The 21,152-nt window shown below is 44.6% G+C and carries 23 protein-coding genes and 2 pseudogenes; 21 read left to right on the top strand and 4 right to left on the bottom strand.

Going from position 1 to position 21,152, the window contains the following annotated elements; genetic code table 11:
- Positions 1 to 14: 14 nt before the first annotated feature.
- The 3 genes from srlA to ACQ76X_RS28035 are packed head-to-tail and all read right to left on the bottom strand — an operon-like array spanning position 15 to position 1,988.
- Entirely contained in the window at positions 15 to 560 is a 546-nt protein-coding gene (gene srlA / locus ACQ76X_RS28045; RefSeq protein WP_340986996.1) for a PTS glucitol/sorbitol transporter subunit IIC, read from the bottom strand.
- A gap of 16 nt (positions 561 to 576) precedes the next feature.
- Positions 577 to 999, bottom strand: a complete 423-nt coding sequence (locus ACQ76X_RS28040) for a transcriptional regulator GutM (protein WP_438497077.1) — start codon at positions 997 to 999, stop codon at positions 577 to 579.
- 26 nt (positions 1,000 to 1,025) lie between these two features.
- A complete protein-coding gene (locus tag ACQ76X_RS28035; protein WP_438497076.1) occupies positions 1,026 to 1,988 on the bottom strand; it encodes a sugar-binding transcriptional regulator in 963 nt (320 codons plus the stop codon).
- Between the two features lie 766 nt (positions 1,989 to 2,754).
- Here ACQ76X_RS28035 and ACQ76X_RS28030 point away from each other — a divergent pair.
- The 15 genes and pseudogenes from ACQ76X_RS28030 to ACQ76X_RS27960 form a co-directional block, all read left to right on the top strand.
- Complete coding sequence (locus tag ACQ76X_RS28030; RefSeq protein ID WP_438497075.1) at positions 2,755 to 3,699, top strand: pentapeptide repeat-containing protein; 945 nt, start codon at positions 2,755 to 2,757, stop codon at positions 3,697 to 3,699.
- Positions 3,696 to 4,226, top strand: coding sequence for a hypothetical protein (locus ACQ76X_RS28025; protein WP_438497074.1), 531 nt, complete (start codon positions 3,696 to 3,698; stop codon positions 4,224 to 4,226). Before ACQ76X_RS28030 ends, ACQ76X_RS28025 begins: the two co-directional genes overlap by 4 nt.
- Positions 4,227 to 4,231: 5 nt before the next feature.
- Positions 4,232 to 4,648, top strand: coding sequence for a DUF4280 domain-containing protein (locus tag ACQ76X_RS28020; protein ID WP_438497073.1), 417 nt, complete (start codon positions 4,232 to 4,234; stop codon positions 4,646 to 4,648).
- A 35-nt stretch (positions 4,649 to 4,683) separates the two neighbouring features.
- A complete protein-coding gene (locus ACQ76X_RS28015) occupies positions 4,684 to 7,743 on the top strand; it encodes a contractile injection system protein, VgrG/Pvc8 family (protein WP_438497072.1) in 3,060 nt (1,019 codons plus the stop codon).
- Positions 7,743 to 8,075 (top strand): hypothetical protein, encoded by a 333-nt coding sequence (locus ACQ76X_RS28010; protein ID WP_438497070.1) that lies wholly within the window; start codon positions 7,743 to 7,745, stop codon positions 8,073 to 8,075. Before ACQ76X_RS28015 ends, ACQ76X_RS28010 begins: the two co-directional genes overlap by 1 nt.
- Before the next feature lie 634 nt (positions 8,076 to 8,709).
- Entirely contained in the window at positions 8,710 to 8,850 is a 141-nt protein-coding gene (locus ACQ76X_RS28005) for a hypothetical protein (RefSeq protein WP_438497069.1), read from the top strand.
- Positions 8,838 to 9,011 carry a hypothetical protein gene (locus tag ACQ76X_RS28000; RefSeq protein WP_438497068.1) on the top strand — a complete coding sequence of 58 codons (174 nt, stop codon included), beginning with the start codon at positions 8,838 to 8,840 and terminating at the stop codon, positions 9,009 to 9,011. Before ACQ76X_RS28005 ends, ACQ76X_RS28000 begins: the two co-directional genes overlap by 13 nt.
- 307 nt (positions 9,012 to 9,318) lie before the next feature.
- Entirely contained in the window at positions 9,319 to 9,843 is a 525-nt protein-coding gene (locus ACQ76X_RS27995) for a hypothetical protein (RefSeq protein ID WP_438497067.1), read from the top strand.
- A 790-nt stretch (positions 9,844 to 10,633) separates the two neighbouring features.
- Positions 10,634 to 10,933, top strand: a complete 300-nt coding sequence (locus ACQ76X_RS27990) for a hypothetical protein (protein WP_438497066.1) — start codon at positions 10,634 to 10,636, stop codon at positions 10,931 to 10,933.
- A 95-nt stretch (positions 10,934 to 11,028) separates the two neighbouring features.
- A complete protein-coding gene (locus ACQ76X_RS27985) occupies positions 11,029 to 11,547 on the top strand; it encodes an immunity 42 family protein (protein WP_342479902.1) in 519 nt (172 codons plus the stop codon).
- A gap of 133 nt (positions 11,548 to 11,680) precedes the next feature.
- Positions 11,681 to 12,148: pseudogene (locus tag ACQ76X_RS27980) on the top strand (adhesin); the annotation flags it as partial.
- Between the two features lie 5 nt (positions 12,149 to 12,153).
- Positions 12,154 to 12,678 (top strand): hypothetical protein, encoded by a 525-nt coding sequence (locus ACQ76X_RS27975; protein ID WP_438497065.1) that lies wholly within the window; start codon positions 12,154 to 12,156, stop codon positions 12,676 to 12,678.
- 495 nt (positions 12,679 to 13,173) lie between these two features.
- On the top strand, positions 13,174 to 13,314 hold the full coding sequence (locus ACQ76X_RS27970) for a hypothetical protein (RefSeq protein WP_438497064.1): 141 nt from the start codon (positions 13,174 to 13,176) through the stop codon (positions 13,312 to 13,314).
- 22 nt (positions 13,315 to 13,336) lie between these two features.
- A complete protein-coding gene (locus tag ACQ76X_RS27965) occupies positions 13,337 to 13,831 on the top strand; it encodes a hypothetical protein (RefSeq protein WP_438497063.1) in 495 nt (164 codons plus the stop codon).
- A gap of 768 nt (positions 13,832 to 14,599) precedes the next feature.
- A pseudogene (locus tag ACQ76X_RS27960) lies at positions 14,600 to 14,740 on the top strand (MazG nucleotide pyrophosphohydrolase domain-containing protein); the annotation flags it as partial.
- A 10-nt stretch (positions 14,741 to 14,750) separates the two neighbouring features.
- Here ACQ76X_RS27960 and ACQ76X_RS27955 read toward each other — a convergent pair.
- Complete coding sequence (locus ACQ76X_RS27955; RefSeq protein ID WP_438497062.1) at positions 14,751 to 15,410, bottom strand: helix-turn-helix transcriptional regulator; 660 nt, start codon at positions 15,408 to 15,410, stop codon at positions 14,751 to 14,753.
- Between the two features lie 168 nt (positions 15,411 to 15,578).
- On the opposite strand from ACQ76X_RS27955, the gene ACQ76X_RS27950 reads away from it, so the two are divergent.
- The 6 genes from ACQ76X_RS27950 to ACQ76X_RS27925 all read left to right on the top strand — a co-directional run bounded on the left by ACQ76X_RS27950 (position 15,579) and on the right by ACQ76X_RS27925 (position 20,908).
- Positions 15,579 to 16,985, top strand: coding sequence for an MFS transporter (locus tag ACQ76X_RS27950; RefSeq protein ID WP_438497061.1), 1,407 nt, complete (start codon positions 15,579 to 15,581; stop codon positions 16,983 to 16,985).
- On the top strand, positions 16,963 to 17,274 hold the full coding sequence (locus tag ACQ76X_RS27945; protein ID WP_438497060.1) for a winged helix-turn-helix transcriptional regulator: 312 nt from the start codon (positions 16,963 to 16,965) through the stop codon (positions 17,272 to 17,274). The genes ACQ76X_RS27950 and ACQ76X_RS27945 overlap by 23 nt, the downstream gene beginning before the upstream one ends.
- 63 nt (positions 17,275 to 17,337) lie before the next feature.
- Positions 17,338 to 17,697, top strand: a complete 360-nt coding sequence (locus ACQ76X_RS27940; RefSeq protein ID WP_438497059.1) for a HesB/IscA family protein — start codon at positions 17,338 to 17,340, stop codon at positions 17,695 to 17,697.
- Positions 17,698 to 17,720: 23 nt separating this feature from the next.
- The gene (locus ACQ76X_RS27935) at positions 17,721 to 18,008 is read left to right on the top strand and encodes a hypothetical protein (protein WP_438497058.1); all 288 of its coding nucleotides are present in this window, start codon (positions 17,721 to 17,723) and stop codon (positions 18,006 to 18,008) included.
- Between the two features lie 236 nt (positions 18,009 to 18,244).
- Positions 18,245 to 19,609: an MFS transporter gene (locus ACQ76X_RS27930; protein WP_438497105.1), complete on the top strand. Its 1,365-nt coding sequence runs from the start codon at positions 18,245 to 18,247 to the stop codon at positions 19,607 to 19,609.
- A 69-nt stretch (positions 19,610 to 19,678) separates the two neighbouring features.
- On the top strand, positions 19,679 to 20,908 hold the full coding sequence (locus ACQ76X_RS27925; RefSeq protein ID WP_438497057.1) for a macrolide family glycosyltransferase: 1,230 nt from the start codon (positions 19,679 to 19,681) through the stop codon (positions 20,906 to 20,908).
- The last annotated feature ends 244 nt before the right edge of the window (positions 20,909 to 21,152 follow it).

The raw sequence follows: 21,152 nt of genomic DNA, 5'->3' as shown, positions 1-21,152 counted from the left end.
TTTCTCCCTCCTTCCTAAAGATTCACAGTCTCTTTTAATTTGACACTTTGCTGCTTCGATACATAAGCTGTGGTTAAATCTGTGACCCAGCCTCTGAGGAAATTCGTTACTATACCCACAAGGAAGTAGCGTACGGCTAACTCCGTAGTATCGAGTCCCAGAGTGGTTATGCCAGCCGCAATGCCCAGAAATACGAACAGTTCTCCTGGATTCACATGTGGAAACAGTCCGTTATGGGTATGGCAGGAATAAGAAGCGGCGGCATAATAGCTGGGTTTATACTTCTCTGGCAGAAATCTTCCTAAAGATAAGGTCATCGGATTCGCCAAAATGAAAGTACCTATGACAGGAAGAACAAAATAGCGCGTGAAGGGATTCCTGGCTGATTTACGTGCGACTTTTTCAACCTTGTCCTGACCAATCAGTTGAATCAGCGAGTTCATAGCTACCAGTAGCATAATAAGCAGGGGAATAATTCCCGTGACCAGGCTCATAAACGTTTCGCCGCCGGCACGGAACAAATCCATGAATCCTGAAGCCAAATTTGTAACTACATTCATACTAACCTCACCTCTTTTATTTTTTTGCGGGCATTAACCGTTCAAGCCAGGATTGTCTGACCTTAAGCTCACCCCCCTTCAGGATAATATCGCAGTTGTTCAGCGCATCCATGATGGCGGCACGGGTCAGCCGGTTGCAATGGAGCATATCTTGCTCAGTCAAGCCAAGCAGATGTCGGCCTTCAAATCCCTTGAGACGCCAAACCCTGGAAAAGACTGTAACACCTTGCATTTGAGCGGCCTGCAGAATTCGGACATCCTGATCAATGGCGAACATGACCACAGTTCCGGCTCTGATCTTTCCGGTTTTTTTGCCAATGGCTACGCGTCCGAGTCTTCTAAGCTCTGTATATTTTTTATTGAAATTCCTGATTTGCAGAAGTCCCAGCATTCCCTGCAGCAGCCAGGCGAGAGCGGCTATTATAATCAGTAAGCCCATCCGGATCATCCCCCTCCATAGTAGTGTTATACAACTGCATTCCCGGCCAGCCGGAGTACCTCGGCAGCGGTCTCTTCGTTAGTGACCAGGGCATTGATATATTTGCCGCGGATGGCTCCAAGAATCGAAGGTGCTTTCTCGATGGACTCGGCCAGTGCCAATGTAAATCGGGTATCACGCAGCCGTTCCAGTGGAATCGCAATTGTACGCTCGGCCAGCTCCGAATTCACCACATTTCCCTGTGAATCATAGAATCTGGAACAGATATCACCGACGGCATCATGGCTGTTCAGATGCTTGATTTCCTTATCTCCCAAAAAGCCGGTCCAGATCATATTGGAGTTGCTGATGGGGGCGCCAATACCAACTACTGCGACAGTAAGCTTATCCCATAGATCAGTGATTTTCCGGAAGTAGTTGGAGTTGATAATTTCATTCCTGGTTTCTTTGCGTTCGAGAACAGCCGCTGCATCAATCATATGTGCTTCCCCGCCAAAATCCGTTGCGATGCTGTAGACGATAGCATTGACATGATACTTGGTCTCCATGTCACCAGGGCCGCCGACAAGAGGTACAAAATGTGCGGATCTCTGCGGACAATCGTTAAACTCTCCGATAAGGCTGCCCATTGTTCTTCCCCAGGCAAACCCGACCACATCTTCGTCTTTAATCAACTTGCTCAGCAGTTCAGCACCGGCTTTGGCCACAGATTTAATTTTGTCGTTACCGGACATGCTCTCCCTGGATGCGACGATAATCACCTCCTGCAGACCAAATAACTGCTTGAGGCGGTTCTCCATTTCGGAATGGGTACTGTCCTCATCTATAATGTTGATCTGTACGATTCCCTCATCCCGTGCCTTTTTGAGCAGACGGCTGATGGAGGTACGGTAGATCCCCAGACGTTTGGAAATATCACTCTGGGTTAAATCCTCCAGGTAATACATCTTCGCGACCTGAACCAATAATTTCTTCTCTGCTTCATTCATTTGATTAGCCTCACTCTCGTGTACCCTTGCACAAATGTGCTTATTCATTTAATCAAATGTGCATTAACTTGGATTTAGTATACGCTTACAGTTAATTCCCGTCAATATCATTGCCATAATTTTTTGCGATTTTTCGAACCAATTTCTGCAGATGAGCATTCTATATTATTTCTTGATTCCAAAAATGAATGAGAGAAGCAATTGAGAATGCTCATGACAGGCTGTCTAAAAGAACGACTTCAATATTCAATATTAAATTAATGCAGCGTGTCTAATACGTCGGATAGTACAGTTGTGCTACACATAAAACTTAATGATGTGAATGGACAGGAAATTGATAGCTATCTAATTGAGAAATATGCTCCGAACCTGAAGAAACATTATGAGAAATACTGGAACATGATGAAGGACCCTAACGATGGTCTAAACATGCCGAGAATCGTACAGAAGGCAAGGGAAATATAGAAGAGAGGCCAGCTGCCAATTCCCAGCATCATCGGGGCAAGCGCCGGAACGATCGACTGGGGCTTTGGAAACACAACACAAAAATCAAATTATCCAAAAGGCTTATTAGCAAATCTCAAAAGATAAAAGATTAATTTGTGCATTATGGAGAATAGCTGATAGTAAAGAGAATACTTTTGAGCTAATGGAATGAGTGGTTTATAAGCTTGTCACAGACTTCTGAGTAATAAGCAAAAATCTTTACAAGCAGTGGCTGGAAGAACATCCTGTCTATTGGGTGGAGGCAGCAGACGACTTATGGGTGCTTGATCCCAAGCCGGTACAGTCCGTGTACGATGCAAGTTGGGTCTATGGCTATTGGACGGAATTGCGGGGGCATCTCCTAGCCGAGGCACAAGCACAGCAAGTCGCTTTATCCGAGCTTGTGCTGGAGCAGATGATGCTGGGAGCAGCGGTGCATATCCATGCCATGTTGGTCAGTTTGATTCGTCTTGCACTGAAACGGGCGGCAGTTCTGCCGGAGTTTCAGCAGTTGGATCGTGGAGAGACGTTCGAGATTCGTGTCGGGGAATACATGGACTGGAGCGTGTGCGTGTACAAAGAAGAAGACAGATTGCTGGATTCAAGCCTGGTTAGAGACTGGCTGGAGGAAGAACAGGAGCATGCCTACAGCTATCAGGCGCTGACCGGCGTCCAACTGCCGGGTGGAAATTACAGCCATTTCGATTTCCGGTATACCGCTTTTCGCCAGATCGGAATGGAAGGCAGCCGTTTGCATGCTTGTATATTAGTCGGAACGGTTTGGCAGGAAAGTCAGCTTGATGAAACCGACTTCACCTATAGCTTGATCAACGGAGCGGATTTTAGTGGCTGTTCCATGCAAGGAGCGGTATTGGAGGGAGTGATGGGCAATGCCGGGTTCGGTGAGGAGGATTGGGACGGGGAGCCACTTGGTTATGCGGGAGTGAATTTTACAGGTACAAACTTGCAGAAGGCTTCTTTTAGAGGAGCGCAACTTCAAGGCGCTGTCTTTGAGGCAGCCGTGTTGCACAAAGCGTCCTTTGTCGGGACCAATCTCACAAATGCTTGTTTTGTGGGGGCTGATTTGACAGGTGCATCTTTTGCCGGGGCTATGGTGACAAGTGCTGATTTCACAGGAGCGAAGCTGCAAGGGGTGAGCTTTACGGATGGGCAGCGCAGCGATTCGAGGGGAATCCCCTTTGGTGAAGGGAAGTGGCTGCCATGAGAATCTTTCGGTTAACAGTGGATGAACGCGTCAAACATCGGGTCGAGCCTGCTTCCTTAACCAAATTGCAATTGGATGCCCTCTGGGGGGCCGGGGCTCAGGCGGAGGATGAAACCCCTCTTTTTTTAGCTGTACATATGGATCAACGAACGGTATACCCGGATTTTCTGGAGTTTCCTTTGCCGTTGGTGTCCGACCGGATGAGAGCACTATTGGCACAATATATGCCGGGACTCGCATGGAAATCTGCCATATTAAGCGATATCCGGCAAGCCAGACAAGACGCATATTGGGTGCTTCGCCCTCCGGTGGTCGAGTGTCTTTCCCCACAAACATTGTGGTACCCCAATGGTACATTAAAGCATTTGGTGCTGAGACACGGGGACATTCAAGCGCCTGTTTTCCGAATTTCCGGATTGATGGAGCCTTACATATACATCCAGTTGGCGGTAGCAGAAAGCCTGTTGCGCCGGTCTTTTACAGGCATTGGGGTGCAAAGAGTCGAGATGGAAGTCAAGGAGAGGTGAAGAAGGTGAAGGAAGCTCAAGTACAGCCGGGAACGGGGTCCAAACAAAAATATGTAGTTGCAGGCGCAATTCTAAGCTGTAGCTATGGTACACAGCCCACTCGTTTGAAACGGCCGTTCAGCCATGGCGTCTACGTCAAAAACAAAGCGCAAATGAATATCGGAGACTACGTGCCGGGAGTGAACATCCAGTCGTTCGGAAATTGCTTCAGTCCGCTAAATCCGGCGGTGCAGGCCAGCCAAATGGTGGACATCTACGGCGTAAAAAAAGCCCCGTGTATGCCTGTGCTCACGATGTCGTGGCTGAACGGGAAAAGCGACATGATGATCGAAGGCCAGCCCGCATTGATGCAAAACTGCACCCATCAGTGTCTGTACTGCGGTCATATCCGGATTGAAAATGACGGGCAGGAGTTGGATTGACAGCTAGGTTGTTGTGGAAAGGAGAATGAAACCTCATGAGTCTACTGTCAGCTGGGATCGGGTATGAAAGCCTGCGCTTCGAGGGTCCCTTTCAGCCTCAGCTTATCGAGCGACTGCAAATCACAAGAATGATCAACGATCATGCGTATCTGCAGATCAGAGGCGTGCTCCCCGAGGAGCAGGGAGCGAAGTGTATCGGCAAGACCATGGACCAGGAGCCGATAGTCATTCACCAGTTGGATGAGCAGGGACAGTCCGTAAGACGGCTGTTCCATGGGATCGTTATGCGCTTGTCGGTTCATTGCACACGGGGCGTGTATACGTTTGAACTGGAGGCAGCTTCGCATTCGTATCAGATGGATAGTAAGGTGAAAAAGCGTTCCTATCAGGATATCCACCGCACTTATGATGATCTGGTCACCACGCTGGTGCGCAAGTACAGGTACGGAGATGCCATTGATACTGTAAGCAATCATACCAAGCTGGACGCTTTTGTTTTACAATATGAAGAGACGGATTGGGCGTTTTTAAAGCGCCTCGCTTCCCGCTTCGGTTCCGTACTGGTGCCGGAGGTGACCGCAGCCTCGCCCAAGCTTTTTTTCGGCCTGCCGGAAGGCAAACTGCATAAGGTGGAACGGGCTGGGTCTTACCGGGTACGGAAAACATTCCATGAGCTGGACACGGGACAACCGGGAGAACATGCGGGGCCGTATGTAACGTATAGAATCGAAAGCCTGCAATACTATGCGCTGGGCGACCGGCTTACGTTACCCGTCGGATCAAGGAAAGAGCTTGCTGTCATTTCAGCAGTGACACGGCTGGAGGCCGGCTTGCTGCGCACCCGTTATGATCTCCAGCCCGAGCAGGATATCCGGTATGCCCGCTATGGGAACGATAAGGCCGTCGGGATTATGCTGACAGGAAAGGTGCTGAAAGTCCAGCAGGATTACGTACAGCTCCAACTGGATATGGATCCTCAGCAGGACCCGGCTAAAGCCTGTTGGTTCCCGGTGGCCACCCGGTATGTGGCGGAGGGACATACCGGGTGGTACAATATGCCGGAAATCGGGGAGCAGGTGGAGCTGTATTTGCCCACGAATCGTGAGCAGGAAGCCTATGTGACCGATTCACTGCGCCAACATCGCCATACCAATGGACAACCCGATGTGAAAATGTGGAGACATGCACAAGGAAGCGGCGTAGAGATGTCTGGGCAAGAACTGACCCTGTCCACCGCTGGTGAATGTTCGATCACCCTGCATGAAGCTGGCATCACCTTCAGCAGTCCGGGAAATGTGCAGATTCAAGGGGCTAACATCAAGCTGGATGCAGGGGAGGAACTGTCGCTCCAAGCGGGAACGGCGCTGTATCTGAAGGGCGGGGCCAGCAGCATGATCCTGGATGGCGAAACAGATATCCAGGCCCCGGTGATTGATCAGGAAGGTACGGTGAAGGCCCCGGTATTCGTGGCCGACCTCCCTCCTGTACCGGAGCCGCCGCTGATGAGTATCCAGGCGTACGAGGCCGCCCAAGCCGCAGCCCAGGCTTCATCAAGCAGCCCGGCCGAGGCTCCTGCGGCGAAGATCACAAGCCCGGCAGCGCAACAACAAGCGGAGGCCTTGCTGGGAACGGTGTCCAAGCTGTTAGGGGCGATTCCGGCAGTGGCCCGGGTAGCGGGTGTCTTCCTGAACGCTTTCGGAGGTCCTGCGGGCAAGGCAGCAGGTATGATTATGCAAGCCACTGCAGCGATTCCTGTTCGGAGCACGGGAACGAGTCGAGCCGGGGGCGGAGCCGCTGGAGGGGGTCTGCATCCGCTGAAATATTTGGCGAGTCTGGCGCTGAAAGGGTTGATCAGCCAGTACGAACTTGAGCAGGGAAAGCAAGACTACTATAGCAAGTGGATCCTGGGAAACGTGTTTACGAGTGCGCGGAAGTTAGCGCATTCGGGCGGCCCGTTAGAGCTCGTTCAAAACCTGCTGGCAGAATCGAAGGCGATGTATCTTGCCTATCATCAAGTACCCGCAGACCTGAGGCAACGCTGGTGGGGCAATTACAAGAGCTATCTCGCTCAGCAGCCACAGCCAGAGACAGAGAAACCTAAACCTAAGTCCTGGTGGGAAAAAATGTTTGAGCAATACGGAGAAAATGAGATTCTTACTGCAGAAGCCAAGCGAGAATCGGCGCAACTTCAAATGGAATTGGCATGGGATGCTGCCCAGGGGGCCAATGAAACCATTAGGGTAAACCAATCGTTGGGTTTGTATAAGCAACGCGATTATCATCCCAACCATCCGATCGCGGGCAAGGTGGGGGAAATCGCAGGCAACGTGGTCAGTTCGTTGCAAGGAATCGGGGAATTTATCGTCGGCGCTGGAGGAGAATTATTATCCGTGGCTGTATCGTCTACGGGCGTATTAACGCCTTTCGGCGTACTTACAGGTGTAGCATCCACCGGCCTTATGTCTCATGGAGGGGTGTTGGCCTACAACGGAGCCTCCAACCTGGGAGAAAGCTCTGCAGAGCTTTGGCAAATGATAAAGGGGGAAGGGAAGCCTCCTAAGTCTTCAAGTGCGAAGCCGGAGAAGCCGCCTAAGGCTGAGGAGACGGGTGAAGTTCTCCAGTCCAAATCAAGCAAGCCAAAAGAGAAGCCGCTCGAAGCTGAGGGGACGGGAAAAGTTGAGCCAATAAAAGAAGTTGAAATTGTTGATAACACTGGAAAACCGATCGGCGAATTAGATGAAATTGACTTGAAAAATGGTGTTTTCTATGAGGATAAAGCAGCGAAAGGGCTTGATGTCATCAATCCTAGAACTGGCTTACCTACTCAAACACCTCAGCAATTTACGGATAAACAAATATTGGGCAAAACAAGAAAAAGAATTAATAATATTGCAGAAGCTACAGCTACACGAGCTACTAAAAATGGGACTCCAGCTGTACCTTCATTGGATGAAATTAAGGGAATTCGAAAATTCGTATTTAGATTAGATGGAGATACCCCTGAATTAAGACAAGCTGCAGAGAATAGCTTGGAACAATTAAGAAAAGAATTTCCTGATTACACTTTTGATGCATTGTTTGGAGGGAAAAAGTAATGTCAATTAGTGTGATGGTTTTAGAGGCAAAGGATGAGTTCGAAGAGAAGTTTTTCATCCCTGTGGCTACTGAGTCTTTCTTTCAAGAATGTTGGGAGCCAGCAATTGAAGAATTAGCATTAAAATGGACTAAAGCTTTTCCTGTTGGGATCGATTTAATTGAAGAAGATTTTCCATCTGTTTTAGAAGAATTATTTAAAATAAAAGAATGGGCTAAGGGGCATCTACCCGAGGAAAAGAAAATAAAAATTATTGAAAGAATTGAATTGATTGAGACTGAAGTGCCTATCATTTTTAATTATAGAGAAGGAGTAGTGATTTTTATCGGTTAGTATGTTGGTATGTTATATCTTTACAGCCCCACCAATAAGATCATACAATACAATCAACAACCCAAAGACTAAACAATTAACAAACACTTGATAAACTTTCAAAGCTCTTTCCAAATTGTTTTTGAGTAGGAATGAGCTTTTTTGCGTACAGAAAAATAAACGAAGGAGCTGAATGACATGACAAAACAAGTAGAAGTAATAGAGGAAAAGGGAGGCTTAATTGAACAGGCATAAGCAGAGTACGAGGCTATTGTGGAAGCAGTAAGAAGCTATTGTCAACAAGCACGAGATTTACGGAATCAAGCAGACGAACTGAGACGTTCAAGTAGTATCGATCCGCACATAGCGACAGAAGTAAAACATTTAGTAGAACTTTGACCAGTTGTCTAACGAAAAAGACGGACATCCAAGGTTGGAAGCCATCCGCCGTTTAGATGAATTACAGCGTGAAGCATCTGGATTAAGGGAGACTGTACAGCACAACAAAAATGTATTAGCCCGTTAACAGATAGAACTGGAAGAAACAGAAGAGAAGCTATGTTAATGCTAAAACGAGCAAAGGAACAAATACAGGAAACGAAGTTGCTATTGGAATTACAACGAACACAGTTGAGCGAACTGAAGGGGAGCAGCTTTGAGTAGGAAGATAACAAAAGGAATTGCACCATTAGAGGAGATTGCTCAGTCGACAAACGAAGATGGATTTATAGAGATTGTGGATGATGCGGATATTGTTGAACTGGTGATGATGGAGGACTACGAATGGAACAACTAAGACCGAAAGCATTAGAAGTCCGTCATCAGTATGAAAGAGAGTACAGACGGAAGTGGCGACAAAAACCTGAAACCAAAGAAAAGCAAAAAGAGTACGAGCGTAGTTACTGGGAGCGCAAGCACGACAATCCAAAGAATAACATGTGCAGCAACGCCTCTTAGGTAGAGCACCAATTTAAATATATAACCAAGATTGTTAAAACCGAATGAAGAAGCATACGAGCATGTAGTGAAAACACTAGAGAATGTCCATGCGCAGCAAAAAATAAATAGATAAACAGCTTGGAGGCAAAATTTGAATTGGTAGGAAAGGGTACGATAAACAGAGACTCGGGAATACTTAATATATATAGAGGAAAAATTTGACGGTAGTAACAAAACCAAATGGTGAATGGCTTACACTACTTGAGCAAGGTAAGGCAATCGATTTGAATATAGTGTTTATACCATAAAAATGGAGGTCTAAGAAATGTTAGAGAATATTAAAGAACTAATAAGAAATAATATAGATGAGATTCATTTAACTGGTGTTGTACACATAGAGGAAAATGGAAGTGCTGAATTCATTTCTAATACGAATTTTTTATTTTTGGAGTTTGCTGACCAGTTTATTCAGTTTGAAGCAATAGATGGTTACGGGAAGCTCCATATTACAATTGTGAGTTCTCTTAGATATGAAACTGATATTGAAGATGTGATTCCTAGTAGAGCTAAGATTGGTGACGTTATATTTACCAACCCTTTAGCAGAAAATCACGTGGATAGTATAGTTTTTTTTAACTTAGAGAATATGGAAAATGCACTGATATGTGATGTTTTACATATCAAATTAATAAATGGGCAGGATTTATTTATAGATCCTCAATTTACGGGAATTAATATAGGTGGTCTAGAACAAAAACAATTCTGGGAAGAAAATTTTGTGAAAAGGGTTTTACCACGGGTCGGGGTGTATCCAGAAGAAACTTACATTAAAAATGTTAACAGTAAATAGAACGGGCTTAATACGTTTTTTTTGTGTAACGCATATTACTATGGTTTTGAGGAATGGGCAGAAGGCTTCGTGCCTTTCAACGTTTTCATGGTGGGGGCTACCCAGTATTGAATAAACCCAGCATCAACTAATAACACATATAACCCATGTAATACTTGAATAAAAGATTTCGCCATTATGGTTGTACGCACATCAATGCTTTAATTTCATAACCTAAATATTACTATTCCTACACATCAAACAGGTCAATTATCGTCAGATACCACCATAATTGACCTGTTTTTTGTTATCTTCGTTTTCTTGTGTTTTTTCAAATTTACTCGCAACTGCAGAATAGGCCGCCCCGATAGGGAGGATGAAATAGCAATAATCGCATCTTTTAGGGTAGATACCGCCACTACTAAGAGTAAGTGCGGCTAAAACGAAGGATTTTTCATATCGTCCGCAACTTAAAAGAACATTTCAGTGATTGTTACAACCAAGAAAGAATTCTGCTGACGAGCAGTTAACAAGAACAGGCAAGGATATGTTTTAGGCTAGCCGCCTTCCTGACTTCATAGCCGCTGTACGGCGGTGTAATCAAAACATAGAAGGCAGGGATTTAAATGACAGCAAGAACGAATGACTTCTTTTTGATTCAAAACCGCCAATCCTCTGACGGGTACATGGACAAGGTAAGTCAAGAGAGCGAGTTGACATCACTCCACAAGGGATTTACCAAAGTACCGCATAAAATCCATCGTTGTTACGGCTTGATTTGGATCTCGTTACGATTCAAAGGTATTATTACGTGCGATGGAATATCGAGACGGGATATCGATACTTCAAGGAACTGCTCGGCTTTGACCAGTACCAATTGCTTTCTCTTCGCGGCATTGAACGCTTTTGGGCGATCCAGTTCTTGACGCAGAATTTCTTGGAGTGTCAGTGGCAAGAGTGGATGACCCCAACCTCCAAGCTCACGCTGGGTGATGTAGTGCGCCGCATTCGAGAAGAGCATTTCGGGCAAATGATCGTCTATGTGTATCAACAAGCCCTGGAAAAGAAGCCTCTTTTCGACATCCTCCAGTTATTTCGGTTGTCTGCCTAAAGCGTCTAATACCCTAACACACTACAACTCTGTCCATTTCAGGATCTTTCAGGTCGATTTTGCAAGACTCAAGTAAAGTAAAGGAGTAGCCCATCATGTTAATAGGGGATTCAAATAAATTTGCCATTCAGTTTGACCTTAATGCAGACTATGGTGGTTTTTGGATGTTCGGTAAGTTTTGCTATTGGATAGGTGGAATTCGTATTGGCGATTATGAGTCGGGTACATCATTACGAGATGTATTATTTTCACTTGAGTCCTTGGTTAAAGATAATAGCAATCGTTCCAATGAAAAACTATTTAATTTAGATGCTAAGGAGTGTTTCAATAGACTCAATGAAGCCCTGTATGGCGATTCTAACCAATATGACAGCATTTCTATCGAAGAGTCTTGGGCTCGGTTTAACGTCTGTCCGCTCTTGGATATTTTCAACGATTGGAAGATATTCTTAGTAGAGTACAAAGGTAGTGCACGTTTTTTAATAAGGAATTTGAACTCAGTAAAAAAAACAGATGACATTTTAGAATATATTGTTCAGGTGAGAGAATTTGAAACTGAATTATACAAAACTTATGAATTATTAAGCGAAATTTATGAAAACGAGATTAAATAGTACCAACATTATCTTGAAGAGGCTCAGGTATTTTCAAGGTTTCCTTTTGGTGGGGAGTAACCCATTATTCAACCAATAATACACTTAATTCATGTAATAGCATTACAAAAATTTATTCAATTCATTTGTGCGCACAGTGATGTATCTGCAAGGCGGCGCCAGCAGCATGATCCTCCAGGCCCCGGTGATTGATCAGGAAGGTACGGTGAAGGCCCCTGTTTTTGTGGCGGACCTCCCTCCTGTACCGGAGCCGCCGCTGATGAGTATCCAGGCGTACGAGGCCGCCCAAGCCGAAGCCCAGGCTTCATCGAGCAGCCCGGCCGAGGCTCCTGCGGCGAAGATCACAAGCCCGGCAGCGCAGCAACAAGCGGAGGCCTTGCTGGGAACGGTGTCCAAGCTGTTAGGGGCGATTCCGGCAGTGGCCCGGGTTGCAGGTGTCTTCCTGAACGCTTTCGGAGGTCCTGCGGGCAAGGCAGCAGGTATGATTATGCAGGCCACTGCAGCGATTCCTGTCCGGAGCACGGGAACGAGTCGAGCCGGGGGCGGAGCCGCTGGAGGGGGGCTGCATCCGCTGAAATATTTGGCGAGTTGGAGGTTAAAATAAACATGATATTAAATATTACTAATGAAAAATTTGAGTTCGTATATTTGGGTGAGTCCACAATAAACATTGACTATTCATCAATGTCTTCTACTAAATTAGCACTAGATGTATGGGGGGGAACTCTACCTATTAGTGTATTTGGTTTAGAAGCGTATGGATTAACTGAAAACACCAAACCATTCGATGATGATATTTACGTATCGGGCTACTCTAGGCTCACATTTCATGATGTTACTGGTGGAAACATAGAAGTCGAACTATTTAGTAAGGAACCCCCTTACACCAAACTAAGCTGGCCAGATAATAGCTTAATGAAAATAAACAAAACTTGGGGTGAAGTATATCAGGAAGATGAAAGAAATATTTATGAAGTAGAGGGAACTTTGGCATGGCCTTATGGTAGATGTGACTTGTCTATAGTAACAAGATCGAATGTATATATTGAATTAAATAGTGCTAATTTTATACCTGTCAAAGAATATCTGCTTAACACAAAAAAGTACGGATGGAGTAGAGTTTTCACTTAATATTCATGTCGGAAGAAGACTTTTAGTATAAACTTGCTTACAACCCTAACAAAAAGATCGTACAATATAACCAACAAACCAAACACTAACTAATTCAAACACTTGTTAAACTTTCAAAAGCTCATTCCCACTTGAACTATAAGTAGGAATGAGCTTTTTTGCAAGGCTCAGCAGGCCAATAACCCATGCAGCCAAATGCTCTTAGGTAGTACACCCACTCAAACGTACAACCAAGGACAATTTACAACAGCAGGCACGAAACACGAGGCAACCAAATACGAACTTCACAGGGAGGTATGAAGCCATGATGAATCATAAACCAATGACAGTACAGCGCACAGTAGTGACAGGAGAGAGAACGGCACTCAATTCGAAAGTAAGACAACATGGCATAACGGTAAAACAGAAAGAATTGATGTTGAAAATCCAAATCCCGGCCAAAGAGATGGACAAATTCATTATCATGAGCCTAATAATACTAAGTGGTATCTTGATGTGGAAAATAAAGAGTTTTATAATCAAAAAACTGGTGAAAAGGCACCTAGTAAAATACATAAACTTCTTAAAGATAAAGATGTTCAAAAGGCTATAGATAAAGGCCTTAAGTTTTTAGGGGAAGATAATATATTTAAATAAAATTTTGGGAGTGTAATAAAATATGGAGTATAACAACAGAAATATGTCTGATTTAAAAAGGGATTTATTCAGAAATTTAATCAGTATAACAAACAAAAACCTTTTTCAGTTGGAAAAGATAATATATCCCAAAATAGTAGAGGTTCGAGAGTGTTTTATTCTTGATATAGAGGGAGAATTAAAAATTGAAAACATAAATTGGGAAAGGGTAATGAAGTTTCATAAAGATAAAACAGGTTATGAGGCATCCTGTAATGAACTCCGTGTTAATGACTACATTAAGGATATTGATATGACAAGGGATAATATTCTTATTTGTGCACTTCAGATAATGGAGGGGTGGGAAAATCAGTTGGGAAAACGTTTCCCTGGTAATAAATTCCTTATAGTTTTGAGTTACGATGACCAATATGCTACTTTACGCTTTTATAAAGAAAGACCCGAAGAGAAAAATTGGTTAAGTCATAATTTAGAAGGATATAAAGATCAAGCGATTATGGTAAAAGAAGTCTTGTGAAATCAAATGTAGTATTAAGTTCAAGCAACAGGTGTTCTGAGTAAATAAAGTAGTAGACTGAGCATGGACTTGGTGATGACCGGCTGCGTTCGCTGCTGACGGTACTCAGCCGGAAAAACAACTAAGAGCATGAGCTGAAGCTTTTCATGCAGCTCGACGTAGGAGCCGCGTGGTCTGCTCCTGCAGTCTCCGGATAGCTAATCGAGCACCATTGTGTCACTGAACTGCAACCGCCCGGGACCGTCAGATAGGTATCAGTAAAAGCCTGTGAATCACCAGCTTGCCTTGTCAGAAGTACACGCAACAGTATGGGTATGACTTTGTGCGTTATTGTTTTGAAGTATTTAAAATGCAGAACTTGTTGTTTGTGTTGTCCTATGTCGGAAGACAAGAACATAGTCCCATAAGCGCCCGCGCCCAGCGCGGGTTTTCTGTTTTATGGGATCAAGTTCTTGTCCTTTGCCCGGGACAAGAACTTGATCCCGTTGCCGAAAGTGGACAAGAACATGGTACTATTGCCGATGCGCGACCTTGGAAGCCTGCAAGCAACCCCAGGCCAATCAGGAGGTTTAATGAGTGATTGCCACTAAAGAGCATTGCTGCGACGGGAGATTATTATGTTATCGTGTCGAAGGACAAGAACAAACCTGCACTGAATGTTCTGTATCTCTTAGACACCCTCCAATTGTTTGGCCTCTATATAACGTTGAATCTATTTTAAACTCAAAGGGGATTACGACCCAAGGATAAAAAAACCATTTACTTTTTGTGTACAGGAAACATTACAAGAATCGCAACTGGTCAGACTTAGATATATTTGTCCGTATTGGATTTCTTGCTGAGGAAACCGGAGAAGTAGCTCATGCAATTCGTGCATTAGAGATTGGTAGGAACCGTCCAGATGAGGTTGCTCTTTTTGTCACGGCTTATTTTGCCTAACGGTGTAGATGCAGTTTCTTCCTCCCTTTAAAATGTACTCCCCCCGTTCAATGTGAACATTATTCCCTAGAACCGTTTTAAATAAATGTAACTCATTCTTGCATAACCCGCTACATACAGCAGCAGCTTCACAGATCGGACAATGTTTCTCGATGAATAAGAGACTGCCATCATCCTGCGCCTTAACCTCGGCCATATAACCTTCATTGGTTCGAATCTCGGCCAGTTTCTCCAATTTCTCTCTAACATTCGATGCAGCGCCAAGATGCTGAAGATATTGTTCTTGCATATTTTTATTTCGAACATCCAGCAGCTTGTCCAGCCCTTCATTACCAAAAGCTTCTTTCATCGAATTGATGAGACTGATGGATAAATCCGAATATCCGCTTGGGAAAAAACGATTAGCCGCGGGAGTTAATATCCATAGCTTGGTGGGTCGGCCCATGGGACGCGCCTCTTCCACATTCGTAACTAATCCTTCTTCTTTCAGCGCATTCAAATGTTGGCGAATAGCCATTCCAGACAGCGAAAATTGAGAGGAGAGTGTCACAACATCCAATCCCCCCCGCTCCTTTAACAGATTAATGATCGCTCTTCGGGTACTGGTGGAGACATCCTTTTTGATTTGATTCCGGCTCATGGTGCACCTCCTTCTTGAAGCAACTGAATCTACATCACTCCCTACATTTTAAATAAAAATGTTGACAAAGTCAAAGGCGGACTGTAGCTTAGACATTATAAACAAAAATGTTTACTAAGTATCCGGATACGATGTATACATACCAAACTTTCTTGGAGGTCACCATTCATGTCGTCTAATCATCAAAGTATATTCAGCCCGCGTTATTTTGCACTATCCATAGGGATTATCCTGTCAGTGATGGCCGTTGGATTCGAAGGTCTATCCGTAACCACCATTGCTCCTTCGATTGCCGGAGACTTGAACGGTCTTAGCCTGTTCGGGTGGATATTCAGTACGTATCTGCTTGCGCAGATTATCGGAACGCTGGTCGTCGGTCGAATCATAGATAAAAGAGGACCTGCAGCACCATTCACTTATGCGCTTTTGTTGTTTATCGCAGGACTGGTCGCTGCCGCAACAGCAGGCGATATGTATATCATGATAGGATCACGGGCCCTGCAGGGCTTGGGTGCCGGAGCTATGATGACTTGTGTGTATACGGCCATATCCTTAAGTTACCCGGATGAGTTACGTGCCAAAATACTTGGAGCATTTGGTACAGCCTATGTTCTTCCGTCCATGCTCGGTCCATATGTGGCAGGTCTTATAGCAGATCAGTGGTCCTGGCGGTTTGTTTTCTGGGGGATCTTACCTGTGCTGGTTGTTTCAGCATTGCTTAGTTTACCTGCTTTCAGGAAATTGAAGGTGCAGAAGACGGGAGGGGCTAGCGGATCTTCATCCACTTGGATGGCGTTACTCTTAACGATGGGTACGGGTCTTTTCCTGGTTGGTCTAAGTATGCTTCCGGGTATTATGGGATTTGTATTCGTCGTGATTGGCCTCGCATGTATGATATTACAGCTCCGACAATTGCTGCCGAAGGGAACGCTTACGCTGCAAAGAGGTATGCCAGCGATTCTGGCAACACGCGGGTTGTTCTTCGCTGCCTATACCAGCACACAGAATTTCTTGGTATTGGCTCTAATTGATGTGAAAGGAATTACACCTTCTCAGGCCGGTTTAATCGTAGCGAGTGCTGCATTAAGCTGGTGTATCATTGCGTATCTGCAAGGACGATGGGATGCGGCAGATCAGGGCCGTGGACGTCATATGAGAATTATTCTGGGGGTATTTCTGCTTGCTATAGGGATTGCCATCGTCTTTTGGATACCGGTTGTTTCTGTTGCGGTTGCAGTTATGGGTCAGATCATCGCCGGAGTCGGTATTGGATTGGCGCATCCGGTTAGCGGTGTTGTAGCATTTTCCCAAACAGGGGGAGGCGGCGTGGGCCAAACCTCGGCAAATCTGCAATTTGCGGATTCTTTTACACCCGGTGTAGTTATCGGGATTGGGGGTTCCATCCTTGTCGTGTGTCAGGCTGGCGGAATGTCACTGCAATCCGGCTTAATTGTAGCCATGGGCTTCCATCTCTTGTTGATCGTCATAAGTATGATTGCTAGCACTCGGATCTCACCTCAATCCATCAGGAAGGCTGATTCTAAGAAAGAGGGTGCAAATATCATTGTCCACTGAGGATACGGAGAAACTTCTTATAGCCTATGACATCATCGGGTCTAAATGGACTATCCATATCTTATTCACTCTATCTTATGGTCCGAAGAAATTTAGCGAAATGACCCGGAGTATCCCTTCCATTACGCAAAGAATCCTTTCCCAACGTTTAAAGGAGCTTCAACATCATAATCTGGTCAACAGAAGCAGTCTGAAACGCCCTACACAAACCATCTATGAACTTACACCAAAGGGAGTTGCTCTCGCTACATTCATACCCTGTTTAATGGACTGGGGTACCAAAAACTAAATGAATGAAGTGTGCATAGACCAGTCCTGAAGAAATTATTAAGCTTTTATAGGAGGAATGAAGATGAACATTGAGATCAGTGATGTAGCATCAGAGAAAATCGCCGAAATCTTATTAAGCGCAAATACCCGACATTCTTTTCTTAGAGTAGGCGTTGAAGAAGGGGGATGCAGTGGATTATCTTATACCCTTGTCTTGGACGAGCAGCAAACAGAGGAGGATATGGTATTCAATAAAGATAAATTCAGTATATTAGTTCACACGAAGAGTATTCCATATATTGATGGTCTTGAAATTGACTATGAAGAAAGCGGTATGATAGGCGGGTTCACCATGAATAACCCTAATGCAAAAGTTTCATGTGGATGTGGGGCCAGTTTTAGAATGGCCAACTATCGGGGTGAAGTTAAAAAATGTGATTAAACTGCAGGAAGGAGAGAAGAGGAATGATATCGTTTGAAGTATCTGAAAAAGCTATTGATTCTTTTAAGGATGAATGGGGTTTGGAAGAGGCCCAATATGTAAGGATTTATGCAAAATATGCGGGTGGAGGCTCAGATGCTTTTACGATTGGCATAAATGCAAGTGCTACACCGATCGATCCGGCATTGGTTCAATACATCGGAGGATTTCATTTCTTTGTTGAAAAAACAGATGCCTGGATTTTACAGGATGAACATTTTCAAATTGGTTGTAATGAAAATGGTATATTTTTAAACAAAATCTCCTATTGAGCATAGAGACATTTTTAAAGCCGCCTTTGGCGGTTTTTTTTGTTAGTTGAAAAACCCTTTTCGTCATTTCCACTTTTTAAACTTTTAACTTTACAAAGTAGGGTGGTTATTGTATATTTAGACCATAAAAAAGGTGAATTTTACCATAAAACTCATCTATTATGGAGGTGTAGAAGACAAACAACAATCATATTGGGATTTTTGATAGGCAGCACAGGGCGTTGACGATTGGTATTATGCTGGTTCTAACAACCGTAGCTTTCGAGGGGCTGGCTATTACGACAATTGCTGCGACAATGGCACAAAGCTTGCAGGGTATTCATTTATACGGTTGGATTTTCAGCGCATTTTTGTTATCTCAGCTTATTGGAACCTTGGTTATAGGTCAGGTGGTTGACAAGCGCGGCGTTTTTACCTCCATGCTCGTGTCGTTTAGTATTTTTGTGCTAGGAACCGTGGTTGCGGCTGTTTCTTTTGATATGCACATGCTTATTGCAGGAAGAGCCCTTCAAGGTTTTGGGGCGGGAGCTCTGATCACATGCATTTATACCTGTGTAACGTTGCATTATTCGGATGCTCTGCGTACTCAAATTTTAGCGGCATTCTCCATGGCATTTGTCCTGCCTTCCTTAATAGGACCTTACCTGGCAGGCCTTATTGCCTCCTATATGTCATGGCGATTTGTTTTCTGGATTGTTTTACCCCTGATTGGATTGGCATTGAGTCTCACATTCCGCTCTTTCCGTGAACTGCAACTTCGGCAAGTACTGACGGGTCCAGCCCAAAAAGCAGACTCGAAGACTCTTCATGCGATCCTACTTGCCATTGGAACGGGGCTATTACTCACAGGACTCGGTATGATAATCGATTGGAAAGGAATAGTACTAACTTTGGGTGGTTTATTCGTCATGATCCCACAAATGCAAATACTTCTGCCTAAGGGCACTTTTGCGGTGAAAAAAGGATTGCCTGCTACATTGGTTTCCAGAGGGTTGTATGTGGCTTGTTATTTTACAACGGAGAGTTTTGTGATTTTGGCACTAACCGAAGTAAAGGGGTTATCAGCAGACCTTGCTGGCCTCATTGTAGCAGCAGGTTCTTTGAGCTGGTCCGCCGCAGCGTGGTTGCAAGCGAAGCTTGATGTACGAGATCAAGGTTGTGGCCGAAAGCGCAGAGTTATGGTGGGTATCGGGATTATGATCGCTGGGACTGTACTTGTGATCCTAGCCCTTATGTTGTCGGACGGTGGAATTATACTCATCCTGCTCTCGCAAATGATTACCGGCTTCGGTGTTGGATTGGCTAATCCTACAACTGCAGCCATTGCTTTACAACATGCGGCGCCTAGGAAAGAGGGAGAAATGTCTGCGAATCTGCAATTTGTGGATTCCTTCTATATGGGAGTAAGCATAGGAGTTGGCGGCGCTCTAATCGCCTTGTCCGAAACTTTACAGTGGGGTATATCGACAGGAGTTGTGATGGTGTTAACACTCCAATTACTATGGGTCTTATTAAGTTTCTTGGCATCTTTACGAATCACCGAACTCGTTCATCAAGAACATCATCCGATCAGCCAGTCGAAAGAGAACTTTCCCATGTAACGGATGACCATCGCGTCGTTAAAAACATCACGAAGAACGGGGGAAAAATTGCATTGGGAGGTGGATAAAATGGCACGTGTATTAGTTGTCATTACTCCGGCTGAAGGCCATGTGAATCCGTCATTAGGATTAGTTACTCAGTTGATTGACAGTGGAGAGGAAGTTGTCTATGTGTGCGCGGAGGAGTATCGTTCCCGAATTGAACAAACCGGAGCCCTGTTGATAACCTATCCATTTCCGCAAGATGCCTTTTCTCATGATCCAGTGTTGAAACCGCAGGAGTACAATCATCCTTATCAGTTCATTTATATGATGGTAGACGGTATCATTCGGAGGATTATACCCGAGGTGCTTCGAGTGATCGAAAATCAAAAGTTCGATTATTTGATCTTTGATTCACTGATGGGCTGGGGAGGGACTATTCTTGCAGAAAAACTAGGAATTCCCGCGGTATGTTCGATTGCCTCCTTTGCTTTCGTTGATCCGTTGGGGACTGGCGAAGGCATGAATGAGAATGAGAAGGAGATGGATACGAATACGAAGGAACTGTATGAGGCTACGATGAAGATAACGCGGGAGTTAGCGCAAGAGTTTCAAGTGAGTATTCCCGTCATGGAAGAGATTCCGGCACATACAGGTCGGTTAAAGCTTGTGTATACAAGTCGTTATTTTCAGCCACATGCAGAAAAACTGGACGATCGTTTTATTTTCACAGGTCCTTCGATCATACCGCGTCAAGATGCTCAAACCTTCTCGTTCGAGCTGCTTCGTGAACGTTATCCGCATACCGTGTACATTGCTATGGGTACTATTTTAAATAAAAACTTGGATTTCTATCAGCTTTGCTTTGAAGCATTTGGGGATATGCCGGTGAATGTGGTTCTATCTTCAGGAAGATATACGGATATGGAGCCGCTGGCTGATCAAATTCCTCCTAATTTTATCGTCATGCCATACATTGCACAGTTGGATATGCTACAGCATACGGATGTTTTTATCACACATGCCGGAATGAATAGTACGAGTGAGGCGCTTTATTACAACGTTCCGTTGGTAATGATTCCATTAACGTCGGATCAGCCTCTTGTAGCCAATCGGGTACAGGAGTTGGGGGCGGGTATCACTTTAAATAAACTTAACCTCAGTGCAACTGATATGAGAGAGGCATTTTCAGAAGTCCTAAGCAATCCATTATATAAACAGCAGGCTTGCCTCATCGGTGAATCTTTGCGGCAGTCCGGCGGTTATAAGCGGGCCGCCGAAATGATTATGAGTCATATGGCTTTGATTACTAAATAGGATTCCAATCAATAAGGAACTTTAATTTAGAGTAAAGTTATCTCATGTCAAAAACGAACAGAACCCTGTACATTAAAATGACAGGGTTCTGTTCGTAAAAGAGGGACTAGAATAAACGTATGTACAGACAAGTTGTCGGAGGACAAGAATGTGTTCCGCAAAGAACCCCCATAAATTGCGGGATTTTCTTTTTTTACGGAGCAGATTGTTGTCAAAAGCTAATGACAAGAATCTGCACCGATTG

The sequence above is a fragment of the Paenibacillus sp. IHBB 3054 genome (genome assembly GCF_051594305.1).
Taxonomy (GTDB): domain Bacteria; phylum Bacillota; class Bacilli; order Paenibacillales; family Paenibacillaceae; genus Paenibacillus_AQ.
The sequence above is the reverse complement of the archived record's forward strand: the minus strand, read 5'-3'. Positions and strand labels throughout refer to the sequence as shown.

What these genes read in the sequence shown, in the direction of transcription:
- ACQ76X_RS27995 (WP_438497067.1), top strand. Translation starts at nt 9,319, where the DNA reads ATGTTAGAGAATATTAAAGAACTAATAAGAAATAATATAGATGAGATT.
- ACQ76X_RS27985 (WP_342479902.1), top strand. Translation starts at nt 11,029, where the DNA reads ATGTTAATAGGGGATTCAAATAAATTTGCCATTCAGTTTGACCTTAAT.
- ACQ76X_RS28040 (WP_438497077.1), bottom strand. Translation starts at nt 999, where the DNA reads ATGGGCTTACTGATTATAATAGCCGCTCTCGCCTGGCTGCTGCAGGGA.
- srlA (WP_340986996.1), bottom strand. Translation starts at nt 560, where the DNA reads ATGAATGTAGTTACAAATTTGGCTTCAGGATTCATGGATTTGTTCCGT.
- ACQ76X_RS27950 (WP_438497061.1), top strand. Translation starts at nt 15,579, where the DNA reads ATGTCGTCTAATCATCAAAGTATATTCAGCCCGCGTTATTTTGCACTA.
- ACQ76X_RS27925 (WP_438497057.1), top strand. Translation starts at nt 19,679, where the DNA reads ATGGCACGTGTATTAGTTGTCATTACTCCGGCTGAAGGCCATGTGAAT.
- ACQ76X_RS27940 (WP_438497059.1), top strand. Translation starts at nt 17,338, where the DNA reads ATGAACATTGAGATCAGTGATGTAGCATCAGAGAAAATCGCCGAAATC.
- ACQ76X_RS28010 (WP_438497070.1), top strand. Translation starts at nt 7,743, where the DNA reads ATGTCAATTAGTGTGATGGTTTTAGAGGCAAAGGATGAGTTCGAAGAG.
- ACQ76X_RS27935 (WP_438497058.1), top strand. Translation starts at nt 17,721, where the DNA reads ATGATATCGTTTGAAGTATCTGAAAAAGCTATTGATTCTTTTAAGGAT.
- ACQ76X_RS27930 (WP_438497105.1), top strand. Translation starts at nt 18,245, where the DNA reads ATGCTGGTTCTAACAACCGTAGCTTTCGAGGGGCTGGCTATTACGACA.
- ACQ76X_RS28015 (WP_438497072.1), top strand. Translation starts at nt 4,684, where the DNA reads ATGAGTCTACTGTCAGCTGGGATCGGGTATGAAAGCCTGCGCTTCGAG.
- ACQ76X_RS28025 (WP_438497074.1), top strand. Translation starts at nt 3,696, where the DNA reads ATGAGAATCTTTCGGTTAACAGTGGATGAACGCGTCAAACATCGGGTC.
- ACQ76X_RS28035 (WP_438497076.1), bottom strand. Translation starts at nt 1,988, where the DNA reads ATGAATGAAGCAGAGAAGAAATTATTGGTTCAGGTCGCGAAGATGTAT.
- ACQ76X_RS27975 (WP_438497065.1), top strand. Translation starts at nt 12,154, where the DNA reads ATGATATTAAATATTACTAATGAAAAATTTGAGTTCGTATATTTGGGT.
- ACQ76X_RS28000 (WP_438497068.1), top strand. Translation starts at nt 8,838, where the DNA reads ATGGAACAACTAAGACCGAAAGCATTAGAAGTCCGTCATCAGTATGAA.
- ACQ76X_RS27955 (WP_438497062.1), bottom strand. Translation starts at nt 15,410, where the DNA reads ATGAGCCGGAATCAAATCAAAAAGGATGTCTCCACCAGTACCCGAAGA.
- ACQ76X_RS27965 (WP_438497063.1), top strand. Translation starts at nt 13,337, where the DNA reads ATGGAGTATAACAACAGAAATATGTCTGATTTAAAAAGGGATTTATTC.